Genomic DNA, 17384 nt, shown 5'->3' with positions numbered 1-17384 from the left:
GGTCAATGAGGACAGGCCGCGATTGCCGTGCTTGGCCACCGGCACGCCGCTCGCTGCAATGACGAATGCCGATCCCGTCGAGATGTTGACGCTGTGCGAATTGTCGCCGCCGGTGCCGACGATATCGATGGCGCCGTGCGGAGCCTCGACGCGCAGCATCTTGGCGCGCATCGTGGCGACGGCGCCGGAAATCTCGCTCACCGACTCGCCGCGCACGCGCAGCGCCATCAGGAAGCCGCCGATCTGACCGGGCGTTGCGTCGCCCGACATGATGATGTCGAACGCCTCGCGCGCCTCCTCAAACGAAAGAGGAGTGCCGGCGGCGACCTTGGCGATATGGGTCTTCAGCGCACTCATCGGGCCTGCGCCTGGGAAACCGCGGCCGGGTCGATGCGGACGTCGTATTGCGTCTGCAACTGCGCCACCAACTGGTCGAGCAGGTCGTCCGACATGCCGGCGGTGAAGGATTTCTGCGCGTCGTCGGGCACGGAGCTGCCATCGGCGCCGGCCGGCTCGAACACTTCGGCCACCTTGTAGAGAATCTGGCCGTCGCCGGTGGGCGAGGGGATCAGCCCGGTGCCGCCTTCGCCGACGCCGAACATTTCGGCGGCGCCTTCCTTGCCGAAATCGGCGTCATCGGCTTCGCGCTTCAGGCCGCGCTTGGTCTGCTTCTCGAGCTTCAATTCGCCGGCGATCACGTCGAGCGTGGTGCCTGCCTTGAGGCGCTTTTCCAGCTCCTGCGCCTTGGCGTCGAGCCGCTTTTCCGTTTCAGCCGCCGTCCAGTCGGCCACCACCTTCTGGCGAACCTCGTCCAGCGTGCGGTCGCGCGCCGGCGTGATCGATCCGACTTCGTAGAAGACGAAGCCATTGTCGGCGGTGGTCAGGCCCTCATTCTCGGTGCCGGGCTCGGCGGCGAACACCGCCTTGATCAGGTCCGCCGATTCCGGCAGGTCCTTGACGATGGTCTCGTCGGGACGCTGGCCGGTGCGGTCGATCGCGTCGATGGTGACGACCTTGAGCTTCAGCTTGGCGGCGGCGTCGGCGAGCGAACTGCCCGAAGCGCGCGTGTCCTCGTAACTGTCGTGCACGTCGAGCAGGATGCGGCTTGCCTCGCCGAGCGCCAGGTCCTTGCGGATCTGGTCGGAGACTTCGGCCAGCGGCTTCACCACCTCCGGCTTGACCTCGGTGACGCGCAGGAGCACCGGGCCGAAAGCGCCCTGGACGACGGGGCTGACCTCATTGGCGGCGAGCTTGAAGGCCGCTTCGGCCACCGCCTTGTCGGCGATCTTGTCCTTGGCAAGCGTGCCGAGCAGCGTGTCTGCCTGGGTCTTGCCCTCGGCGGTGACGAGCTTGTCGAAGGTCGCGCCCGCCTTCAGCGAATCGAACGCGGCCTTGGCTGCATCCGACGTCTTGAACACCAGCTGCTCGATGGTGCGCATCTCCGGCGTCGTGTAGCGCCCCTTGTTCTTGTTGTAGTCGTCGCTGATCTGCTGATCGGTCACCGCGGTCGGATCCATGATGTCCTGCGGCTCGAGCCTGACATAGGAGAACTTGCGGTATGCGGGCGCGGCGTAGGTCTTCTTGTTGGCATCGAAATAGGTCTGGAGCGCGCTGTCGGCCGGCGCCTCGATCGGTTCGACCAGCGTCTTCGGCAACGTCAGATAGTCGATGGTGCGGTCCTCGCCGCGATAGAGCGCGACCGCCTTGAGGAAGGTTTGCGGCGCCTTGAGGCCGTCCGAAACCGCCTCGACGATCTGCTGGCGCACCGCCACCTGGGAGCGGTTCTTCAGATAGTCTTCGGGCCGCATGCCGACCTGACGCAGCAGATATTCGAACGTCCTGCGGTCGAACTGGCCGCTCGGGCCCTTGAAGGCCGGGTCCTCGCGCGTCAGCTCGGCAAGCCGGTCCTTGGAGAGGCCGAGGCCGAGCTTGCGGGCCTGCTCGTCGAGCACGGCGCCCGAGACGAGCTGCGCCAGCACCTGGTTGTCGATGCCGAGCGCCTTCGCCTGCTCGTGCGTGATGCGCTGGCCGAACTGCTGCGACATGACGCTGATCTGGCGGTCATAGGCGAGGCGGTACTCGTTGATCGAAACTGTCGTGCCGCCGGCGGTGATCACGGAATGATGGCCGCCCAAAGTTCCTGACAGACGCCCCGAAATACCCCACACGGCAAAGCTGATCACCAGCAAGGACAGCAACGCCTTCGCGACCCAGGTGCCCGCCGCGTTTCTCAAGATACCAAGCATGCCTACTTCCGATTTTTGCGCATTTTGCGTGCGCCCGAGTCTGAAACAAGCGCAATAGCGCCCTTCCGGCCCACTGTCGATTGCTTTGTGGCCTGATTTTGATAGTGAGGGCGGAAGCCGAATATCGCCTGGAGAAAGCAAAGCTCATGACGCCTGGAATCCGCCCGCTCGTCGCCGGCAACTGGAAAATGAACGGCACCAGCGCCTCGCTCAATGAGCTGAGGATGATCGGCAACGGCTTCATGAGCGGGCTCGACGCCGAGACCGAGGCGCTGGTCTGCGTGCCCGCGACCTTGCTGTCGCACGCGGCCGAAATCCTGTCGCGCACCCCGGTCCGGGCCGGCGGCGAGGATTGCCATCCCAAGGAGAGCGGCGCCTATACCGGGCGCATTTCAGCCGAGATGCTGAAGGACGCCGGCGCCAGCCACGTCATAGTCGGCCATTCCGAATGCCGCGCCGACCTCAGCGAGGACGACGCCACCATTCACGCCAAGGCGTCCGCGGCGTGGCGGGCCGGGCTGGTGGCCATCATCTGCATCGGCGAGACAAGGGCTGAACGCGAGGCGGGCACGACGCTCGACGTGCTGTCGCGCCAGATCGCCGGGTCGGTGCCGACCAGCGCCACGGCGGCCAACACGGTCATTGCCTACGAACCTGTCTGGGCGATCGGCACCGGCCTGACGCCGACCGCTGACGATGTCGCCGATGCGCATGCGCATATCCGCGCCAAGCTGACGGAGCTGCTCGGCGGCGCGGCGGCGAAGATGCGTATCCTCTATGGCGGCTCGGTCAAGCCGTCCAACGCTGTCGAACTGCTCGGCGTGGCCAATGTCGACGGCGCGCTGGTCGGCGGCGCCAGCCTGAAGGCGGCGGATTTTCTCGGCATCGCCGAGGCCTATCTGAATATCTCCTAGCCGCGGGGCCGACTGGCCGGCGCGGCCGAAATCGTTGCAAAGGCCGCATTGCTCCCCATATTCCGGCCACGGGCTTGGAAATGCCATCAAAGCATTGTAAGGAGCCGCCTCCAAATCACCGGTCGTATCCGCGGCCGCGCAAGGCCTTGCCAGGATAAATTATGGAAACCGTACTGATCGTCATTCACCTTATGGTCGTGCTCGCGCTCGTCGGCGTGGTGCTGCTGCAGCGCTCCGAGGGCGGCGGTCTCGGCATCGGTGGCGGTTCCGGTTTTATGACGGCGCGTGGCGCCGCCAATGCATTGACGCGGGCAACGGCGATCCTGGCAGCGGCCTTCTTCGCCACCTCGCTCACTCTGTCGCTCGTCGCGCGCTACGGCGAAAAGCCGATCGACATCCTCGATCGCGTCCCGGCGTCGTCCAGCAACGCCGGCAAGGGCGTGCTCGACCAGCTGCCGGGCAACGCGCCGGCCGCTCCGTCGACCTCGACGGCGCCGGCGGCACCCGCCAGCGGATCGGCGACGCCGCCCTCGTCGGGCAACGGCGCCGCGACGACGGCGCCTGCGCCTGCACCGGCACCCGCGAATCCGGCCACGCCGCCGGCGGCCAATGGCGTCACCTTGCCGGTCACCCCGCAGGTTCCGAACCAGTAGCCGGACAAGCTTATCCGGCCGCGATCTGTTGTCGTTTGAACACAGTCGCGGCAAATGCCGCACATTCACGAAGATTCAACCGGGCGTAGGCCGACGGCCCGCTTGAGGCGGCTCGGCCAGATCGATTATACATTGCGCGCGGCACTTTCGGCGTCCTTGGGGGACGCCGGGCGACGCCGTGGCAACAAAGCATTACACGATCGGATCTTCGCCATGCAGCTTCGCAGCTTCATTTTCTTGGGATTCCTTGCCGTGCTCGGCATGGGGTCCGCAGCCTTCGCCGGCACGCCGGCAAACATAGCCGCATCGCCGTCAGTCGAGATTACCAGCGCCATCAATGTCGCCGTCAAAAGCGACGCATCGCAGCTGAAGCTTCTCAAGAAGAAGAAGAACCCGACGCCAGCCGATCTCGCTCAGATCAGCAAGCTCGAGGACAAGATCGCGGCCGACAAGGAAGCCGCCAAGACCAAGGCGCTGGAAGCCCGCAAGCTGGCGATGCGCGACGCAGCCAAGGCCAAGGCGGACGCTGCCCGGCAGGAATGGCTGGCGAAGAAGGGCCAGTCGGCCGAGACGAAAGTGGCCGATGCCAAGACAGGCAAGAAGACGGTCAAGATCATCGAGCCGATCGCCGCTGTCGAACCGATCCAGTCGGCCGAGCCGATGCCGGCCGAGGCGATGAACGTCGCGCTGACCGGCAACAATGGCGAGCTGCGCAGCGAGGCTCCTGGCCAGAAGCCGGCAAGCGGCGGCCTGTTTGCAGGCCTGTTCGGCGGTTCGTCGTCGTCATCGATCAGCTATCTGCCCAAAACGCGCGCACTTGATTCGGCTCTCGCCAAGAAGGACGCCAAGCGGCCGTTCAAGGTGAAGCCGGAGTTCGTGCCGCAGGACGTCGAGTTCAGCGGCTACCCCGCCGGCACCATCGTCATCGACACCAGCGCCCGCCGTCTCTATCTCGTCGAATCGTCGAGCACGGCGCGACGCTATGCGATCGCCGTCGGCCGCGAAGGCTTGCAGTTCAAGGGGACGGTCGCTGTCGGCGACAAGCAGGAATGGCCGCGCTGGATCCCGACGCTCGACATGCAGAAGCGCGAGCCCAAGCACTATGGCCAGTACAAGGACGGCATGCCCGGCGGCGGTGAGAATCCGCTCGGCGCGCGCGCCATCTATCTCTATGACGGCAAGAAGGACACGCATCTGCGCATCCACGGCACCATCGCGCCGCAGTCGATCGGAACCAGCGCCTCCAATGGCTGCTTCCGCATGATCAACGAGCACGTCATGGACCTCTACAGCCGGGTCAAGGTCGGCACCAAGGTTGTTATTATATAACAACCAGGCGTTATTATCTGAGGCCTCCACCCATCATGCCGAAAGGGCCGGCCCAGCCGGCCCTTTTGTTTTGACTGCAACATTTCTTGCCCTTCGGGGCGTCGCGCCTTCTTGGGAAAAAGCCTTCGCGGCGGTTTTTTCTCTGGCGGAATCAATCCGGCCGCGTTAAGCGATGACTCCCATGGCGCGATATGTATTCATCACTGGCGGCGTGGTTTCCTCACTCGGAAAAGGCATTGCTGCGGCAGCTCTTGGGGCTCTCCTGCATGCGCGCGGCTATCGCGCGCGCATCAAAAAGCTCGATCCCTATCTCAATGTCGATCCCGGCACGATGTCGCCGTACCAGCACGGCGAGGTGTTCGTCACCGACGACGGGGCGGAAACCGACCTCGACCTTGGCCACTATGAGCGCTTCACCGGCCGCTCGGCCAACCAGCAGGACAACATCACCACCGGCCGCATCTACAAGAACATCATCGAGCGCGAGCGGCGCGGCGACTATCTCGGCGCGACCGTGCAGGTCATTCCGCACGTCACCGACGAGATCAAGCATTTCGTCCTCGAGGGCAATGACGACTACGACTTCGTGCTGTGCGAGATCGGCGGCACGGTCGGCGACATCGAGGCGATGCCGTTCCTGGAGGCGATCCGCCAGCTCGGCAACGACCTGCCGCGCAACAACGCGGTCTATGTCCATCTGACCTTGATGCCGTACATCCCGACCGCCGGCGAACTGAAGACCAAGCCAACGCAGCATTCGGTCAAGGAACTGCGCGGCATCGGCATTGCGCCCGACATCCTTCTGGTGCGCGCCGACCGGCCCATTCCAAAAGAAGAGCGCCGCAAGCTGTCGCTGTTCTGCAACGTGCGCGAAAGCGCCGTTATCCAGGCGCTCGACGTGCCGCACATCTATGACGTGCCGATGGCCTATCACAAGGAGGGGCTCGATTCGGAGGTGCTTGCCGCCTTCGGCATCGACCCGGCGCCAAAGCCGCGCATGGAGCCCTGGCAGGCGCTCTCCAACCGCATCCACAATCCGGAAGGCGAGGTGACGATCGCCATTGTCGGCAAATACACCGGCCTCAAAGACGCCTACAAATCGCTGATCGAGGCGCTTTCGCATGGCGGCCTCGCCAACCGCGTCAAGGTCAAGCTCGACTGGATCGAGAGCGAGATCTTCGAAAAGGAAGACCCGACGCCCTGGCTGGAGAAGGTGCATGGCATCCTCGTTCCCGGCGGCTTCGGCGAGCGCGGTTCGGAAGGCAAGATCCTGGCGGCGAAGTTCGCGCGCGAGCGCAAGGTGCCTTATTTCGGCATCTGCTTCGGCATGCAGATGGCCTGCATCGAGGCGGCGCGTTCGCTGGCCGGCGTCGAGCACGCCTCCTCGACCGAGTTCGGCCCGACCGAGGAGCCTGTCGTTGGCCTGATGACCGAATGGCTGAAGGGCAACATGCTGGAGAAGCGCAGGGCGACCGGCGATCTCGGCGGCACGATGCGGCTCGGCGCCTATCAGGCAGAGCTGAGCAAGGGTTCCAAGATTGCCGAGATCTACGGCGACACCCAGATTTCCGAACGCCACCGGCACCGCTACGAGGTCAATATCGACTACAAGCAGCGGCTCGAGGATTGCGGCCTGGTCTTTGCCGGCATGTCGCCCGACGGCGTGTTGCCGGAAACGGTCGAATACCCCGACCATCCCTGGTTCATCGGCGTGCAGTATCACCCTGAATTGAAGAGCCGGCCGCTCGAACCGCATCCGCTGTTCGCGAGCTTCATCTCGGCCGCGGTGGACCAGTCGCGCCTCGTTTGATGCGGACCTACGTCGCGCTGCTCTACAGCATCATCCTGGGCGAGGGGCGACGCCTCGTCATGTCCGACCTCAAGGCGATGGCGGAGAGCATCGGCCTGAAGAATGTCCGGACGCTGGTGGCGACGGGCAACCTGGTCTTCGACGCGCGGGCGGCCAAGATCGCCGATCTCGAACAACGGCTGGAAGCAGCGTTCGAAAAGACCTTCGGCCGCCATGTCGATATCATCGTGCGCCGCGCCGAGGACTGGCTGAAGCTCGCGAGCGGCAATCCGTTCCCGGCCGAGTCCGCCGATGCCGGCGATCAGGTCGCGGTGCGCGTCATGCGCAAGCCTGCGCCGGCGGACGCCGTCGCGGCGCTCGATGCCTATGCCGCCGACGATGAAAAGGTGCTTTCGGTCGGCGGCGACATCTGGCTCGTCTTTTCGCGCGAGCGACCAAGCTCACGGCTGCTGGCGGCGAGCAATCACAAGCGCATGGGCATAGGTACTTCGCGCAACTGGAACACGGTGCGCAGGCTGGCGGAGATGGTTGGGCAGTAGGCAGTAGGCAGTAGGCAGTAGGCAGTAGGCAGTAGGGGTATTCTCTATTGCCTAAGCCCTACTGCCTACTGCCTTATTTCAAGCCTTCGCCGTCTTTGCCCCTGCGCCAAGCGCCATGGTGCGCAGCACGTAGTAGACGGCGCCCGCGATCGCCACACCGAAGAACCAGCCATAGACGCCCCACCAGGACGGCAGCCAGTTGGTGAAGTTGGGCAGGATCGAGGAGAAGATGGCGCCGATGCCGGCGGCGATGAAGGCGTTGACATGCCAGCCGCTTTGGAAGCGGAACTCACCGTCTTCGCGGTAGAGCGCCTCGACGTCGACCTCGCCCTTCCGGATCAGGTAGTAATCGACCATCATCACGCCGAAGATCGGTCCCATCGTCGCGCCGATGATGCCGACGAAGTGCGCGGCGCTGCCTTCCCAGGGCGCGAAGGGGTAGAGCACCAGCGCGATCACGGCCGCGATGTAGCCGCCCTTCTTGAAGTCGATCTGGCGCGGGAAGACGTTGGAGAAGTCGAAGGCCGGCGAGACGAAATTCGCCACCACATTGATGCCGAGCGTCGCCACCGCGAAGGTGAGGGCGGCAAGGGCTGCCAGGAACCAGCTGTCGAACTTGGCCGAGATCTGGTCGGGATGGAGCAGCACCTCGTGGTAGACATCGTAGGCGGCGATCGTGGTGACGCCGGCGACGAGCGAGAACAGGATCAAATTGACCGGCAGGCCCCAGATGTTGCCCTTGCGCAGCGCCGCATTGTCGGGCGCGTAGCGGGCGAAGTCGCAGAAGTTGAGATAGAGCGCCGAGAAGTAGGTGACCCAGATCGCCGCGACGCCGAAGAGCGCTGTCCAGGAGCCGGGATCGCCGGGGATGCCGGCATCGGCGGTTTTTTCGCGCAGCACATCCATCGGGATGTCGCTGGTGAAGGCGAAGCTGCCTGACTTCACGCAGAGATAGATGGCCAGGAGAAGCATCATCACCCAGACCGCGGGGCCGGCCCAGTCCTGGAAGCGGCGCACCGTTTCCATGCCTTTCTGGATGATCAAGAGCTGCAACGCCCAGATGACGACGAAGCAGATCACTTCCAGGGTGGAGTGGCCGAGAAGGTGCGAGGTCTTGTTGAACTCGTCGAACCATTGCAGGCGCGTCAGCAGCGCCACGATGGCGCCGGAGGCGGCGGCCGTCTGCGCGCCGTACCAGAAGCAGGCGACGATTGCGCGCACCAGCGCCGGAATGTTGGCGCCCCAGATGCCGAAGGAGGCGCGGGCGAGAACGGGGTAGGGCACGCCGGTCTTCACCCCGGCATAACCTACCATGTTCATCAGCGCGTAGATGATCAGCGAGCCGATGCCGATGGCGATGATGAAATTGACGAAGCCGCCGCAGAACAGGAACAGGCCGGCCGCCAGATAGTAGCCCCACAGACTGTGGACGTCGGACGTCCAGACGTTGAAGATCGAGAACGGCCCCCAGTTGCGTACTTTCGCAGGAGCGAGGTCCTCGTTGTAAAGGTCGGGCGATGCGCCTTGTATCGTCATTGCAAGTGTCCCCTTTTGCAAAACGCGCCCTCACGCGTTAATTCGGCGAGGTTAAGCCTGACGCAGGGGAACCGGCAAGCAAACCATTTGCCGGCTTTGACCTTAAAGACATTCAACGAGAATCGCGCTTATCACGCATGCGCACCGCGGCCCATCATCGACATTTCGCTCCTGAGTCGGCAAAGCGGATCTCAGTCCGGGTCACCCGTGGATCGATTGCCTGACGGTCGAAATCCCGGGCATCCGGTCCGGTTGAATTTTTTTTGCCGCGCATCCGCTTTTTTGTGGAACCAAATGGCCCACCGGGTGTTTAATGAGGTTCTGTGCACCGCGATCGCCGGGAGGAAAACGATGGATCGCTTGCATTTCTTTACGCCCGTGCGGATTCTGCCCGGGCAAGGCTACCCCGTAGAAGAAGTAGACAGCGTCGCCGAAGCGATGGTGTTTTTGCGGAAATGGCCAGCAGGTCGGCGCGGACCGGTCTATCAATGCGCCCTGAACTGCTGCTCCGCCGCCATGGCCGGCAACATGTCGGCCGAGGAGGCAAGGAAAGCTTTTACCGGCTTTGCCCGCATCACACGCCTCCTCGACGACGAGATGGCCATGCCGCTCGGCGGCGAGGCGATGGACAACGTCTACGCCTTGCGGCGCTAGCCGCTCTAACTCCAGAACTGTCGAGGTTCGCGCCATAGCGGCGCGGACCGCGGCTCTGCGTCAGCTAGCGAAAGAAGAATCGGCTAGGGCCCGGACCGGCCGGACCAAGTGACTGCCGCCCCGGGCCAAAGCGGATCACCTTCAGTCCCGTGTAGCCAACTCCACTCGGACCGGGTGCGTTGCGACGGTTGCCGTTGTAGAGTGCGTCGGGTGACCCATCACGCGCCTCAACGGAGCACAGGCGACGCATGGAGCGGCGGCTAACTGCCATATTTGCGGCCGATGTAGTCGGCTACAGCCGGCTGATGGGCGAGGACGAGGTCGGCACGCTGGAGCGGCTCAAGGCCTGTCGCCGTGAGTTGATCGATCCATCGATCGCCCGGCATCACGGCCGTATGATCAAGCTTATGGGCGACGGTGCGCTGGTCGAATTTGGCAGCGTCGTCGATGCGGTGCAATGCGCGGCCGACATCCAGCGCAAGATGGCCGAGCGTGACAAGGGTATCGCGGACGACCGGCTCATCCGCTTTCGCATCGGTGTCAACCTCGGCGACATCATTGTCGAGGGTGAAGACCTCTATGGTGACGGGGTCAACATCGCCGCGCGGTTGGAAGCGCAGGCCGAGCCCGGCGGCGTCTGCATCTCTGGCACGGCCTTCGACCACGCCGTGCACAAATGCGACGTCGGCTTCGCCAGCCTTGGCGAGCAGCGGCTGAAGAACATCGCCGACCCTGTCCGCGTCTATCGGATTCTCCTCGAACCTTCGAAGGCGGGCAAGGTTCTGAGCGGCCCGCGCCGCCCGCTTCGGCCGGCGATCCTGGCGACGGGTGCGGCGCTGCTCGTTGCCGCCGCGGTTGCCGGCACCGTCATTTCCTGGCAGTGGCTGCGGGCGCCGCAACGGCCTTCCGTCGCGGTATTGCCGTTCTCCAATTTGAGCGGCGACCCTGCGCAGGACTATCTCGCTGAGGGCATAACCGAGGACCTGATCACCGACCTCGCTAAACTTTCGGGCCTCGACGTGATCGCCGGCAACTCGGTCGCGGCTTACAAGGGCAAGCCGCCCAATCTCGCCGACGTCAGGCGCGAACTCGGCGTCGACTTCCTCGTCGAGGGCAGCGTCAGGCCGACGGGTGACCTGATCCGGATCAACGCTCAGTTGATCGATACGGCAAACGGCGAGCATGTGTGGGCCGACCGTTTCGACCGGCGCGCGGCCGAAACGTTCGCTGTCCAGGATGAGATGCGCAAGGAAATCGTCGCCGCGCTCGACGTCGAGCCCTCGGCGGTGGAAACCAAGAGGATGGAGCGCCCGCCCACCGCCAATCTCGAGGCGTATGACTACTACCTGCGCGGCGAGCACGCTGCCTTCACCGGCCGCCCGCCGGGCATGCGCGACGCACTGGACTTCTATGCAAAGGCGGTCGCGCTGGATCCTTCGTTCGCGGCGGCATTCGCCGCCGATGCGCGCACTGCCGTCTATGTCTGGCGCAATGCCTATGACGACGTGCTGCAGTCCGCCCCGGCGCGAAAGCGCGCCTATGAGAGCGCGGGGCGAGCCCTGCAGCTCAATCCCGATCTGTCGCTGCCCTACGCGATGCTTGCCATCCTGCAGAGCGTGGACCGGCGCTTCGACGAAGCGATCGAGTCGGCCCGGCGGGCCGTGGCGCTCGGACCGGGCGACGTTGAAGCGCAGGTCGCGCTCGGATACGTCTTCCTATTCGACGGCAAGTTTCCGGAAGCCGCCGCGGCTGTCGAAACGGCATTGCGGCTCGACCCCGACATGTCGCCGATCAACCGCCAGATCGCCGGCACAGTCTTTTTCTTCAACGGCGATGGCAAACGCGCGGTGGCGGCGCTGGAGCGCGCTCGCGACGAAGCGCCTGGGGTCGGCAACATCCTGGTCTCGCTCGGCGCCGCCTATGCTCAGACCGGCCGCATCGCAGACGCGCGGGCGGCGGTGGCCCAGGGCCTGCGACTTCTTCCCAACAACGACTCTATCGCCGCAATCAGGATGGGATGGCATTTTCGCAATCCGCAGGATTTGGAAACCCTGATCGGCGCGTTGAAGCAGGCGGGTCTGCCGGAATGGCCCTATGCCTTCAAGGGCGACGAGAGCGATCGGCTTAAAGGTGAGGACATCAGCGCCCTGGTCATCGGCCACACGCTGAAGGGCGTCGCGGAGCCGGGGCCCCGGCCGGCAATCATGCAGATCGGCAATGACGGCCAGGCGGCCTTCCGCTCTACCGCTCAATTCATTACCGAGACGATATCCGTTAAAGAGGATCTGCTTTGCGAGCAAAGCGAAAACGCATTTGGGCGACCGGATTGCGGCCCGATCTATAGGCGCCAAGGCGAGTTCGCGTTCAGCTTCGTGAACTCGCGCGTCGTTTTTCACTTCTCGCCGCTCGACTAAGCGCCGCACACTTTAGGGCGGAGACATCAAAGCGCCCGAGCGGTCGGATCAATTGATCTGGTCTCGCTCCAGCCTTGCCTTGACGGCCGGCCAAGCAGCTTCCGCTTTTGGCAAAACGTCGTCGGCGTGGGCGGCGATATTTTCCATGTCAGGCTTGTCGTAGGCTAGGTAGAGCTTGCCGTCGATGATCTTGAACGCCTCGGGATCGACGTTGACCGTCACCGATTCTAGCGAAACCTCGCCCACGCAATAGCCGCCATATTGCGGAGCATATTTGACAGGCTCGCTCATGAACATCTTGCGGTGCTCGTCGCTCGCGAAATTCCACGGTGTGCCGAGCCAGTCATAAGCGATTTTCTCCGAACCTTTGACCGCCTTGCCGTCGGTGAAATAGGCGACCGGATCATAGCCCATGATGGCCACGCCGCCGAAGTAGCCGGTGTTCACCGAGCCGTCGGCATGCGCGGGGGCCGCGCCGACAACCGAGAAGGCTAGTGCGCCCGCCAGGATAAGGTTGCTCAGAGATCTGCTTGCGTCTGCCACGTACATCGCGCGTCTCCCATCAATCGTGAATGTCCATGCACCGTTTGTAGTTCTCTTCTGTATCCTTGATGACTTCAGGCTTCTGGCAAGCGGCGCCGTGGCGCTTGTAGAGGCGAACGATCTCCAAGTTGCCCTTCCAGAAGGCGCGGCTGATCGGCGCGTAGCCGTGGACCTCGGGATGGGCGACGTCAGCGCCCTTGGAGATGAGGAACTCGACCACCTCCAGATGGTTTTCCTCACCCGCCACCATCATAGGCGTGACGCCTGCCTTGTTGGCCGCGTCGTCGAGCACGGCGCCACGGTCGAGCAGGAGTTTGGCAACAGGCAGGCTGCCGGAATAGGCTGCGGCATGAAGGGGCGTGAAGCCACCGGAATTGCGCGCCATAACGTCGGCGCCCTTGGCGATCAGCAATTCGGCGATCGCCGGCTGATCGCCAAGCGCAGCATTGATGAGGGGCGTTGCCTGGTCGCGCGCGCGACTGTCGACGGGAGTGCCGGCGGCCAAAGCCTCCTTGGCGGCGCTGGGATCTCCTGCGGCAACGGCATCGAACAACGGGTCTGCCGCAGCCGTCACAACCGCGAAAGCCAGACCGACCATTGCAAACAAGCCGCGCATCGCCTGTCCTTTAGAGGCGCCTAAAATATCATGCGGCCGTTCACCTGGGTAGCCCTTCGAGGGACGGGCGGACCGCTAACTGAGACGGAAGACAAGGGCGCTCCCACGGTTGCGACTTCCAAGTTCACTCGCTGCTGGAAGCTAGCCGAAGACATGTTCCCGTTCCGCGCTCGCTCCTCCCTTGCAGCCGGCCCAGCCAGTCGGATCCGGGGGCGGGCGGCTAACCCGTAAGAACGCCATTTCGCGCTTTTGGTAACTGTAAAAGCAACCACCACGCTTTCGAAATAGCGAAAGCGTTGGAAATAACTTATACGATTCCCGCGCGGAGTATCTTTAAACCTGTAGGTGCGATACCTACGTCATTTATTGTTATGTCTATCAAGGCAACACCGATGTAACATCGCTCACGGCCACGCCTCCCGTACTTGGGGACTCGGGATGCGCGGTCATTTTCCCATACAATGAGCAGCCCAAACGTTCGACAAGCCCTTAGTGCGTCGAGCGTGCCGGTGCGCGATCTCCCCGCTTCATCAACAAACACCAACCGGGTGGCCCTCGGGTGAACGAACCCGCGCGCCCCATAGGAGAGAAGAGATGGAAGCCCTACAATATCTCGAGCCGATGACATGGACGGCAATCGAGATAGCCGTGCCGGTCATCGTGCTGGCAATCCTGTTCTGGCGGAGCGGCGTGGTCCGCTACATCCCAAACGACAGGCTCGGCATCTTGGAAAAACTATGGAGTTTTCGCGGTTCCGTCAGCAATGGCTTCATCGCGCTCAACCGTGAGGCAGGTTACCAGCCGGAAGTCGTGCGCGGTGGCCTCCATTTCTTCATGCCGTTCCAATATTCGATTCATCGCGCCAATCTTGTCACCATCCCGCAGGGTCAGATCGGCTATGTCTTTGCCCGTGATGGCAAGCCGCTGCCTCCGACGCAGACACTTGCTTCCAACACCGACGCCGATGATTTCCAGGATGTGCGCGGCTTTCTCGAAAAAGGCGGGCAGAAAGGACCGCAACGCAAGATCTTGCGTGAAGGCACCTATGCCATCAATCTCGCGCAATTCATCGTGCTGACCGCCCAGTCGATCCATGCCGTCAATCTGAGCCCGTCGGAACAAAATCTTTTTGCCAATATGTCCAGCGTGATCTCGGAGCGGGGCGGCTTTGAGCCGGTCGTCATCCACAATGCCGAGGACATGATCGGCATCGTCACCATCCATGATGGTCCGGCCCTGCCGGACGGCGAGATCATCGCACCGACCGTCGCCAACGATCCGAACGACCCGAACTTCCACAACAATTTTCAGGACCCGGAGAAGTTTCTCAATGCCGGTGGCTACCGTGGCCGGCAGTTGCAGGTGCTGGCCGACGGCAGCTACTTCCTCAATCGCATTTTCGCGACCGTCGAACTGGTCGAGAAGACAATCATTGACGTTGGAACGGTGGGTGTCGTCGTCTCCTATAACGGCCGCCACGGCGCCGATATATCCGGGCAGGCATACCGTCACGGCGAACTGGTCGAAGTCGGCGCACGCGGTGTCTGGTCGACACCGCTGCTGCCGGGCAAGTATGCGTTCAATACCTATGCCGGCAATATCGTCACCGTGCCGACCACCAACTTCGTGCTCAAATGGACGAAGGAGCAGTTTGGCGAACACAGGCTGGACGAGAACCTGTCTGAAGTCTCGTTGATCACCAAGGATGCGTTCGAGCCTGTGCTGCCGCTCTCCGTCGTCGTGCATATCGACTATATGAAGGCGCCGCTCGTGGTGCAGCGTTTCGGCGACATCAAGCGGCTGGTCGAACAGACGCTCGACCCGATGGTTTCTGCCTATTTCAAGAATATCGCCCAGACAAAGACGCTGATCCAGCTTTTGCAGGAGCGTAGCGATATCCAGCGCAAATCCGGCGAGGAGATGCGCGAAAAATTCAATTCCTACAGCCTCGAGCTGCAGGAAGTGTTGATTGGCACGCCCCGTGCCGCCAATGACCAGAACAGCATAGAGCAGATCCTGATCCAGCTGCGCGACCGCCAGATCGCAGTCGAAAAGGTCGAGACTTATAAATTGCAGGAGAGGGCGGCCACTCAGGAACGCACGTTGCGAGAGAAGGAGGCGCTTGCCGAACAGCAAGCCAAGATCACGACGTCGGCACTTACCATCGAGATCAGTGAGAACGAGGGCAAGGCGCAACTCGCCCGCACCCGTCAGGAGGCGGAAACCATTCAGGTCAATGCCAAGGCAGAAGCCGAGAAGGTGCGCCTCGCCGGCCAGGGCGAGGCCGATATGATCAAGGCTGTCGCGCTTGCCGATGCCGAACGTATCAAGGCGACCGGTTTTGCGGAGGCCGAGAAGGTGCGCGCTGTCGGCCTGGCGGAGGCCGAGGCCACCGAGAAGAAGGTCGCGGCCTTCGGCGGACCGGACTATCAGCTCAACTCGCAGGTTCTCATGCGCTTCGCCGAGGCGATCGAGAATGGCAAGCTACCGCTCGTGCCGCAGATCCAGATCGGCGCAACCGGCGGCGAGAAGGGGGGCGCCAATGGCCTTGTCGAGATGATGCTTTCGATGCTCGTCGCCGACCGGGTTGGACGGCAAAACCTACCGGATGAGATCCCGGCTCCGGTTGAGGAGGATTGATTGAGAATGGGCCGGTTGTACCGGCCCATTCTTTGCTCTGCCGTTCGCAATCCAGAGTTCCGCGTCGAGATCGGGGCACGCTTGTTCTTCGGGGCCGGGTAGGAAATCGCTGCAAAATCGCTTATGTGAGCGCGACGCCTCGTTGACCGAGGACTCGAGAACCGCCGGATATGAAGAGCAGCGATTACAAGAAGATGCGCCTCGCCATCGCACCCATGATGGACTGGACGGATCGGCATTGCCGGTTCTTCCACCGTCAACTGACGCGCCGGGCGCTGCTCTATACAGAGATGGTGGTGGCCGACGCGATCATCCAGGGCGCGCGCGAGCGGCTGCTCGGCTTCGACGCGGCGGAGCATCCGGTGGCGCTGCAGCTCGGCGGGTCCGATCCCGGCAAGCTTGCCGAGGCGGCGGCGGTCGGCGAGGCCTTCGGCTACGACGAGATCAACCTCAATGTCGGCTGCCCGTCGGACCGCGTCCAGTCAGGCACGTTCGGCGCCTGCCTGATGAAGACCCCGGTGCTTGTCGCCGACTGCGTCGCGGCGATGAAGGCCAGAGTGAAAATTCCCGTCACCGTCAAATGCCGCATCGGCGTCGACGAGCAGGATCCGGAGCCGGCGCTCGACGACCTGGCCGAGGGAGTTTTCGCGGCCGGCGCCGACGCATTGTGGGTGCACGCCCGCAAAGCCTGGCTGGAGGGGCTTAGCCCGAAGGAAAACCGCGACATCCCGCCGCTTGACTATGGTCGGGTCTATCGTCTCAAGGTGAGAAAGCCGAATGAATTCATCGGCATCAATGGCGGCATCCAATCGCTGGACGCGGTGTGCGAGCACCTTTGCCATGTCGATGGCGCCATGCTCGGCCGCGTCGCCTACCACACGCCGGGCATCCTGGCCGGCGTCGATGCCATGTTCTACGACGAGCCGCCCGCGGCGTTCGACTATGCCGCGCTGATCGATGCCATGGCGGCCTATGCCGCGCGCCATATCGAGAAGGGCGGGCGGCTCGGCCACGTCACGCGCCACATGGTCGGCCTGTTCCACGGCCTGGCGGGCGCGCGCCGCTACCGGCAGATCCTGTCGACGGACGCGACGAGGCCGGGCGCCGGGCCGGATGTGTTGAAGACGGCCTTTGCCGCTGTCGACCTCAGCGGGACGGCCGCCGAAGCGGCCTGAGGGCATTCAGTCGCGCAGGACCATGCGGTCGCCGCGCACGTCGAAGCCCGACAGCGAGCCGATGAAGTTCATGCCGAGCAGGCTCTGGCCGAGCATGCCGGGCGCGGCGATCATCACTGCCATGTCCTTGCGCACAATGCCGCCGATCGCCACTTCGTCGGTCTTCACGGCGGCGGCGCGCGCCATGCCGTTGGCGGTCGAGACCGGTATGGTGAAGTTGAGCGTGGCCGGATTGAAGCCGGCGGCCTGGGCGTCCTCCGCGGTCAGCACGATGCTGGTTGCGCCGGTATCGACAACGGCTCGCCCCCGCGCGCC

General features: G+C 63.5%; 14 protein-coding genes and 1 pseudogene. 9 read left to right on the top strand and 6 right to left on the bottom strand.

Annotation, left to right across the window (positions count from 1 at the left end):
- Together EN738_RS14865 and EN738_RS14860 are read right to left on the bottom strand one after the other, a co-directional pair.
- A pseudogene (locus tag EN738_RS14865) lies at window positions 1-357 on the bottom strand (anthranilate phosphoribosyltransferase); the annotation flags it as partial.
- Complete coding sequence (locus EN738_RS14860) at window positions 354-2246, bottom strand: SurA N-terminal domain-containing protein (protein ID WP_127284341.1); 1893 nt, start codon at window positions 2244-2246, stop codon at window positions 354-356. The pseudogene EN738_RS14865 and the gene EN738_RS14860, both read right to left, overlap by 4 nt.
- Before the next feature lie 146 nt (window positions 2247-2392).
- On the opposite strand from EN738_RS14860, the gene tpiA reads away from it, so the two are divergent.
- The 5 genes from tpiA (at window position 2393) to EN738_RS14835 (ending at window position 7491) form a co-directional block, all read left to right on the top strand.
- Entirely contained in the window at window positions 2393-3160 is a 768-nt protein-coding gene (tpiA, locus tag EN738_RS14855) for a triose-phosphate isomerase (RefSeq protein WP_127284340.1), read from the top strand.
- 161 nt (window positions 3161-3321) lie between these two features.
- Window positions 3322-3813: a preprotein translocase subunit SecG gene (gene secG / locus EN738_RS14850; RefSeq protein WP_127284339.1), complete on the top strand. Its 492-nt coding sequence runs from the start codon at window positions 3322-3324 to the stop codon at window positions 3811-3813.
- A 213-nt stretch (window positions 3814-4026) separates the two neighbouring features.
- On the top strand, window positions 4027-5142 hold the full coding sequence (locus tag EN738_RS14845) for a L,D-transpeptidase (protein ID WP_127284338.1): 1116 nt from the start codon (window positions 4027-4029) through the stop codon (window positions 5140-5142).
- Between the two features lie 172 nt (window positions 5143-5314).
- The gene (locus EN738_RS14840; RefSeq protein ID WP_127284337.1) at window positions 5315-6952 is read left to right on the top strand and encodes a CTP synthase; all 1638 of its coding nucleotides are present in this window, start codon (window positions 5315-5317) and stop codon (window positions 6950-6952) included.
- Window positions 6952-7491 (top strand): DUF1697 domain-containing protein, encoded by a 540-nt coding sequence (locus tag EN738_RS14835; protein ID WP_127284336.1) that lies wholly within the window; start codon window positions 6952-6954, stop codon window positions 7489-7491. The genes EN738_RS14840 and EN738_RS14835 overlap by 1 nt, the downstream gene beginning before the upstream one ends.
- 78 nt (window positions 7492-7569) lie before the next feature.
- Here EN738_RS14835 and EN738_RS14830 read toward each other — a convergent pair whose 3' ends face one another.
- Window positions 7570-9027, bottom strand: a complete 1458-nt coding sequence (locus EN738_RS14830; protein WP_127284335.1) for an NCS1 family nucleobase:cation symporter-1 — start codon at window positions 9025-9027, stop codon at window positions 7570-7572.
- Between the two features lie 351 nt (window positions 9028-9378).
- Here EN738_RS14830 and EN738_RS14825 point away from each other — a divergent pair, with 351 nt between their 5' ends.
- Window positions 9379-9681 (top strand): DUF982 domain-containing protein, encoded by a 303-nt coding sequence (locus tag EN738_RS14825; RefSeq protein ID WP_127284334.1) that lies wholly within the window; start codon window positions 9379-9381, stop codon window positions 9679-9681.
- Between the two features lie 248 nt (window positions 9682-9929).
- A complete protein-coding gene (locus EN738_RS14820; RefSeq protein ID WP_127284333.1) occupies window positions 9930-12095 on the top strand; it encodes an adenylate/guanylate cyclase domain-containing protein in 2166 nt (721 codons plus the stop codon).
- A 48-nt stretch (window positions 12096-12143) separates the two neighbouring features.
- Here EN738_RS14820 and EN738_RS14815 read toward each other — a convergent pair whose 3' ends face one another.
- Both EN738_RS14815 and EN738_RS14810 read right to left on the bottom strand, forming a co-directional pair.
- On the bottom strand, window positions 12144-12644 hold the full coding sequence (locus tag EN738_RS14815; RefSeq protein WP_127284332.1) for a YHS domain-containing (seleno)protein: 501 nt from the start codon (window positions 12642-12644) through the stop codon (window positions 12144-12146).
- A gap of 13 nt (window positions 12645-12657) precedes the next feature.
- Window positions 12658-13254: an ankyrin repeat domain-containing protein gene (locus EN738_RS14810; protein ID WP_127284331.1), complete on the bottom strand. Its 597-nt coding sequence runs from the start codon at window positions 13252-13254 to the stop codon at window positions 12658-12660.
- A gap of 594 nt (window positions 13255-13848) precedes the next feature.
- Between EN738_RS14810 and EN738_RS14805 the strand changes: the two genes are divergently transcribed.
- Together EN738_RS14805 and dusA are read left to right on the top strand one after the other, a co-directional pair.
- A complete protein-coding gene (locus EN738_RS14805; RefSeq protein WP_127284342.1) occupies window positions 13849-15894 on the top strand; it encodes a flotillin family protein in 2046 nt (681 codons plus the stop codon).
- Window positions 15895-16064: 170 nt separating this feature from the next.
- A complete protein-coding gene (gene dusA, locus EN738_RS14800) occupies window positions 16065-17069 on the top strand; it encodes a tRNA dihydrouridine(20/20a) synthase DusA (protein ID WP_127284330.1) in 1005 nt (334 codons plus the stop codon).
- Window positions 17070-17075: 6 nt separating this feature from the next.
- Here dusA and EN738_RS14795 read toward each other — a convergent pair.
- A partial coding sequence (locus EN738_RS14795) for a TIGR02281 family clan AA aspartic protease (protein ID WP_127284329.1) occupies window positions 17076-17384 on the bottom strand: 309 nt, incomplete at its 5' end.

This window comes from Mesorhizobium sp. M4B.F.Ca.ET.017.02.2.1 (genome assembly GCF_003998955.1).
Classification (GTDB): domain Bacteria; phylum Pseudomonadota; class Alphaproteobacteria; order Rhizobiales; family Rhizobiaceae; genus Mesorhizobium; species Mesorhizobium abyssinicae.
The sequence above is the reverse complement of the archived record's forward strand: the minus strand, read 5'-3'. Positions and strand labels throughout refer to the sequence as shown.

Excerpts from the sequence above, each read along its gene's own strand:
- EN738_RS14860 (WP_127284341.1), bottom strand. The coding sequence starts at position 2,246 with ATGCTTGGTATCTTGAGAAACGCGGCGGGCACCTGGGTCGCGAAGGCG.
- tpiA (WP_127284340.1), top strand. The coding sequence starts at position 2,393 with ATGACGCCTGGAATCCGCCCGCTCGTCGCCGGCAACTGGAAAATGAAC.
- secG (WP_127284339.1), top strand. The coding sequence starts at position 3,322 with ATGGAAACCGTACTGATCGTCATTCACCTTATGGTCGTGCTCGCGCTC.
- EN738_RS14845 (WP_127284338.1), top strand. The coding sequence starts at position 4,027 with ATGCAGCTTCGCAGCTTCATTTTCTTGGGATTCCTTGCCGTGCTCGGC.
- EN738_RS14840 (WP_127284337.1), top strand. The coding sequence starts at position 5,315 with ATGACTCCCATGGCGCGATATGTATTCATCACTGGCGGCGTGGTTTCC.
- EN738_RS14835 (WP_127284336.1), top strand. The coding sequence starts at position 6,952 with ATGCGGACCTACGTCGCGCTGCTCTACAGCATCATCCTGGGCGAGGGG.
- EN738_RS14830 (WP_127284335.1), bottom strand. The coding sequence starts at position 9,027 with ATGACGATACAAGGCGCATCGCCCGACCTTTACAACGAGGACCTCGCT.
- EN738_RS14825 (WP_127284334.1), top strand. The coding sequence starts at position 9,379 with ATGGATCGCTTGCATTTCTTTACGCCCGTGCGGATTCTGCCCGGGCAA.
- EN738_RS14820 (WP_127284333.1), top strand. The coding sequence starts at position 9,930 with ATGGAGCGGCGGCTAACTGCCATATTTGCGGCCGATGTAGTCGGCTAC.
- EN738_RS14815 (WP_127284332.1), bottom strand. The coding sequence starts at position 12,644 with ATGTACGTGGCAGACGCAAGCAGATCTCTGAGCAACCTTATCCTGGCG.
- EN738_RS14810 (WP_127284331.1), bottom strand. The coding sequence starts at position 13,254 with ATGCGCGGCTTGTTTGCAATGGTCGGTCTGGCTTTCGCGGTTGTGACG.
- EN738_RS14805 (WP_127284342.1), top strand. The coding sequence starts at position 13,849 with ATGGAAGCCCTACAATATCTCGAGCCGATGACATGGACGGCAATCGAG.
- dusA (WP_127284330.1), top strand. The coding sequence starts at position 16,065 with ATGAAGAGCAGCGATTACAAGAAGATGCGCCTCGCCATCGCACCCATG.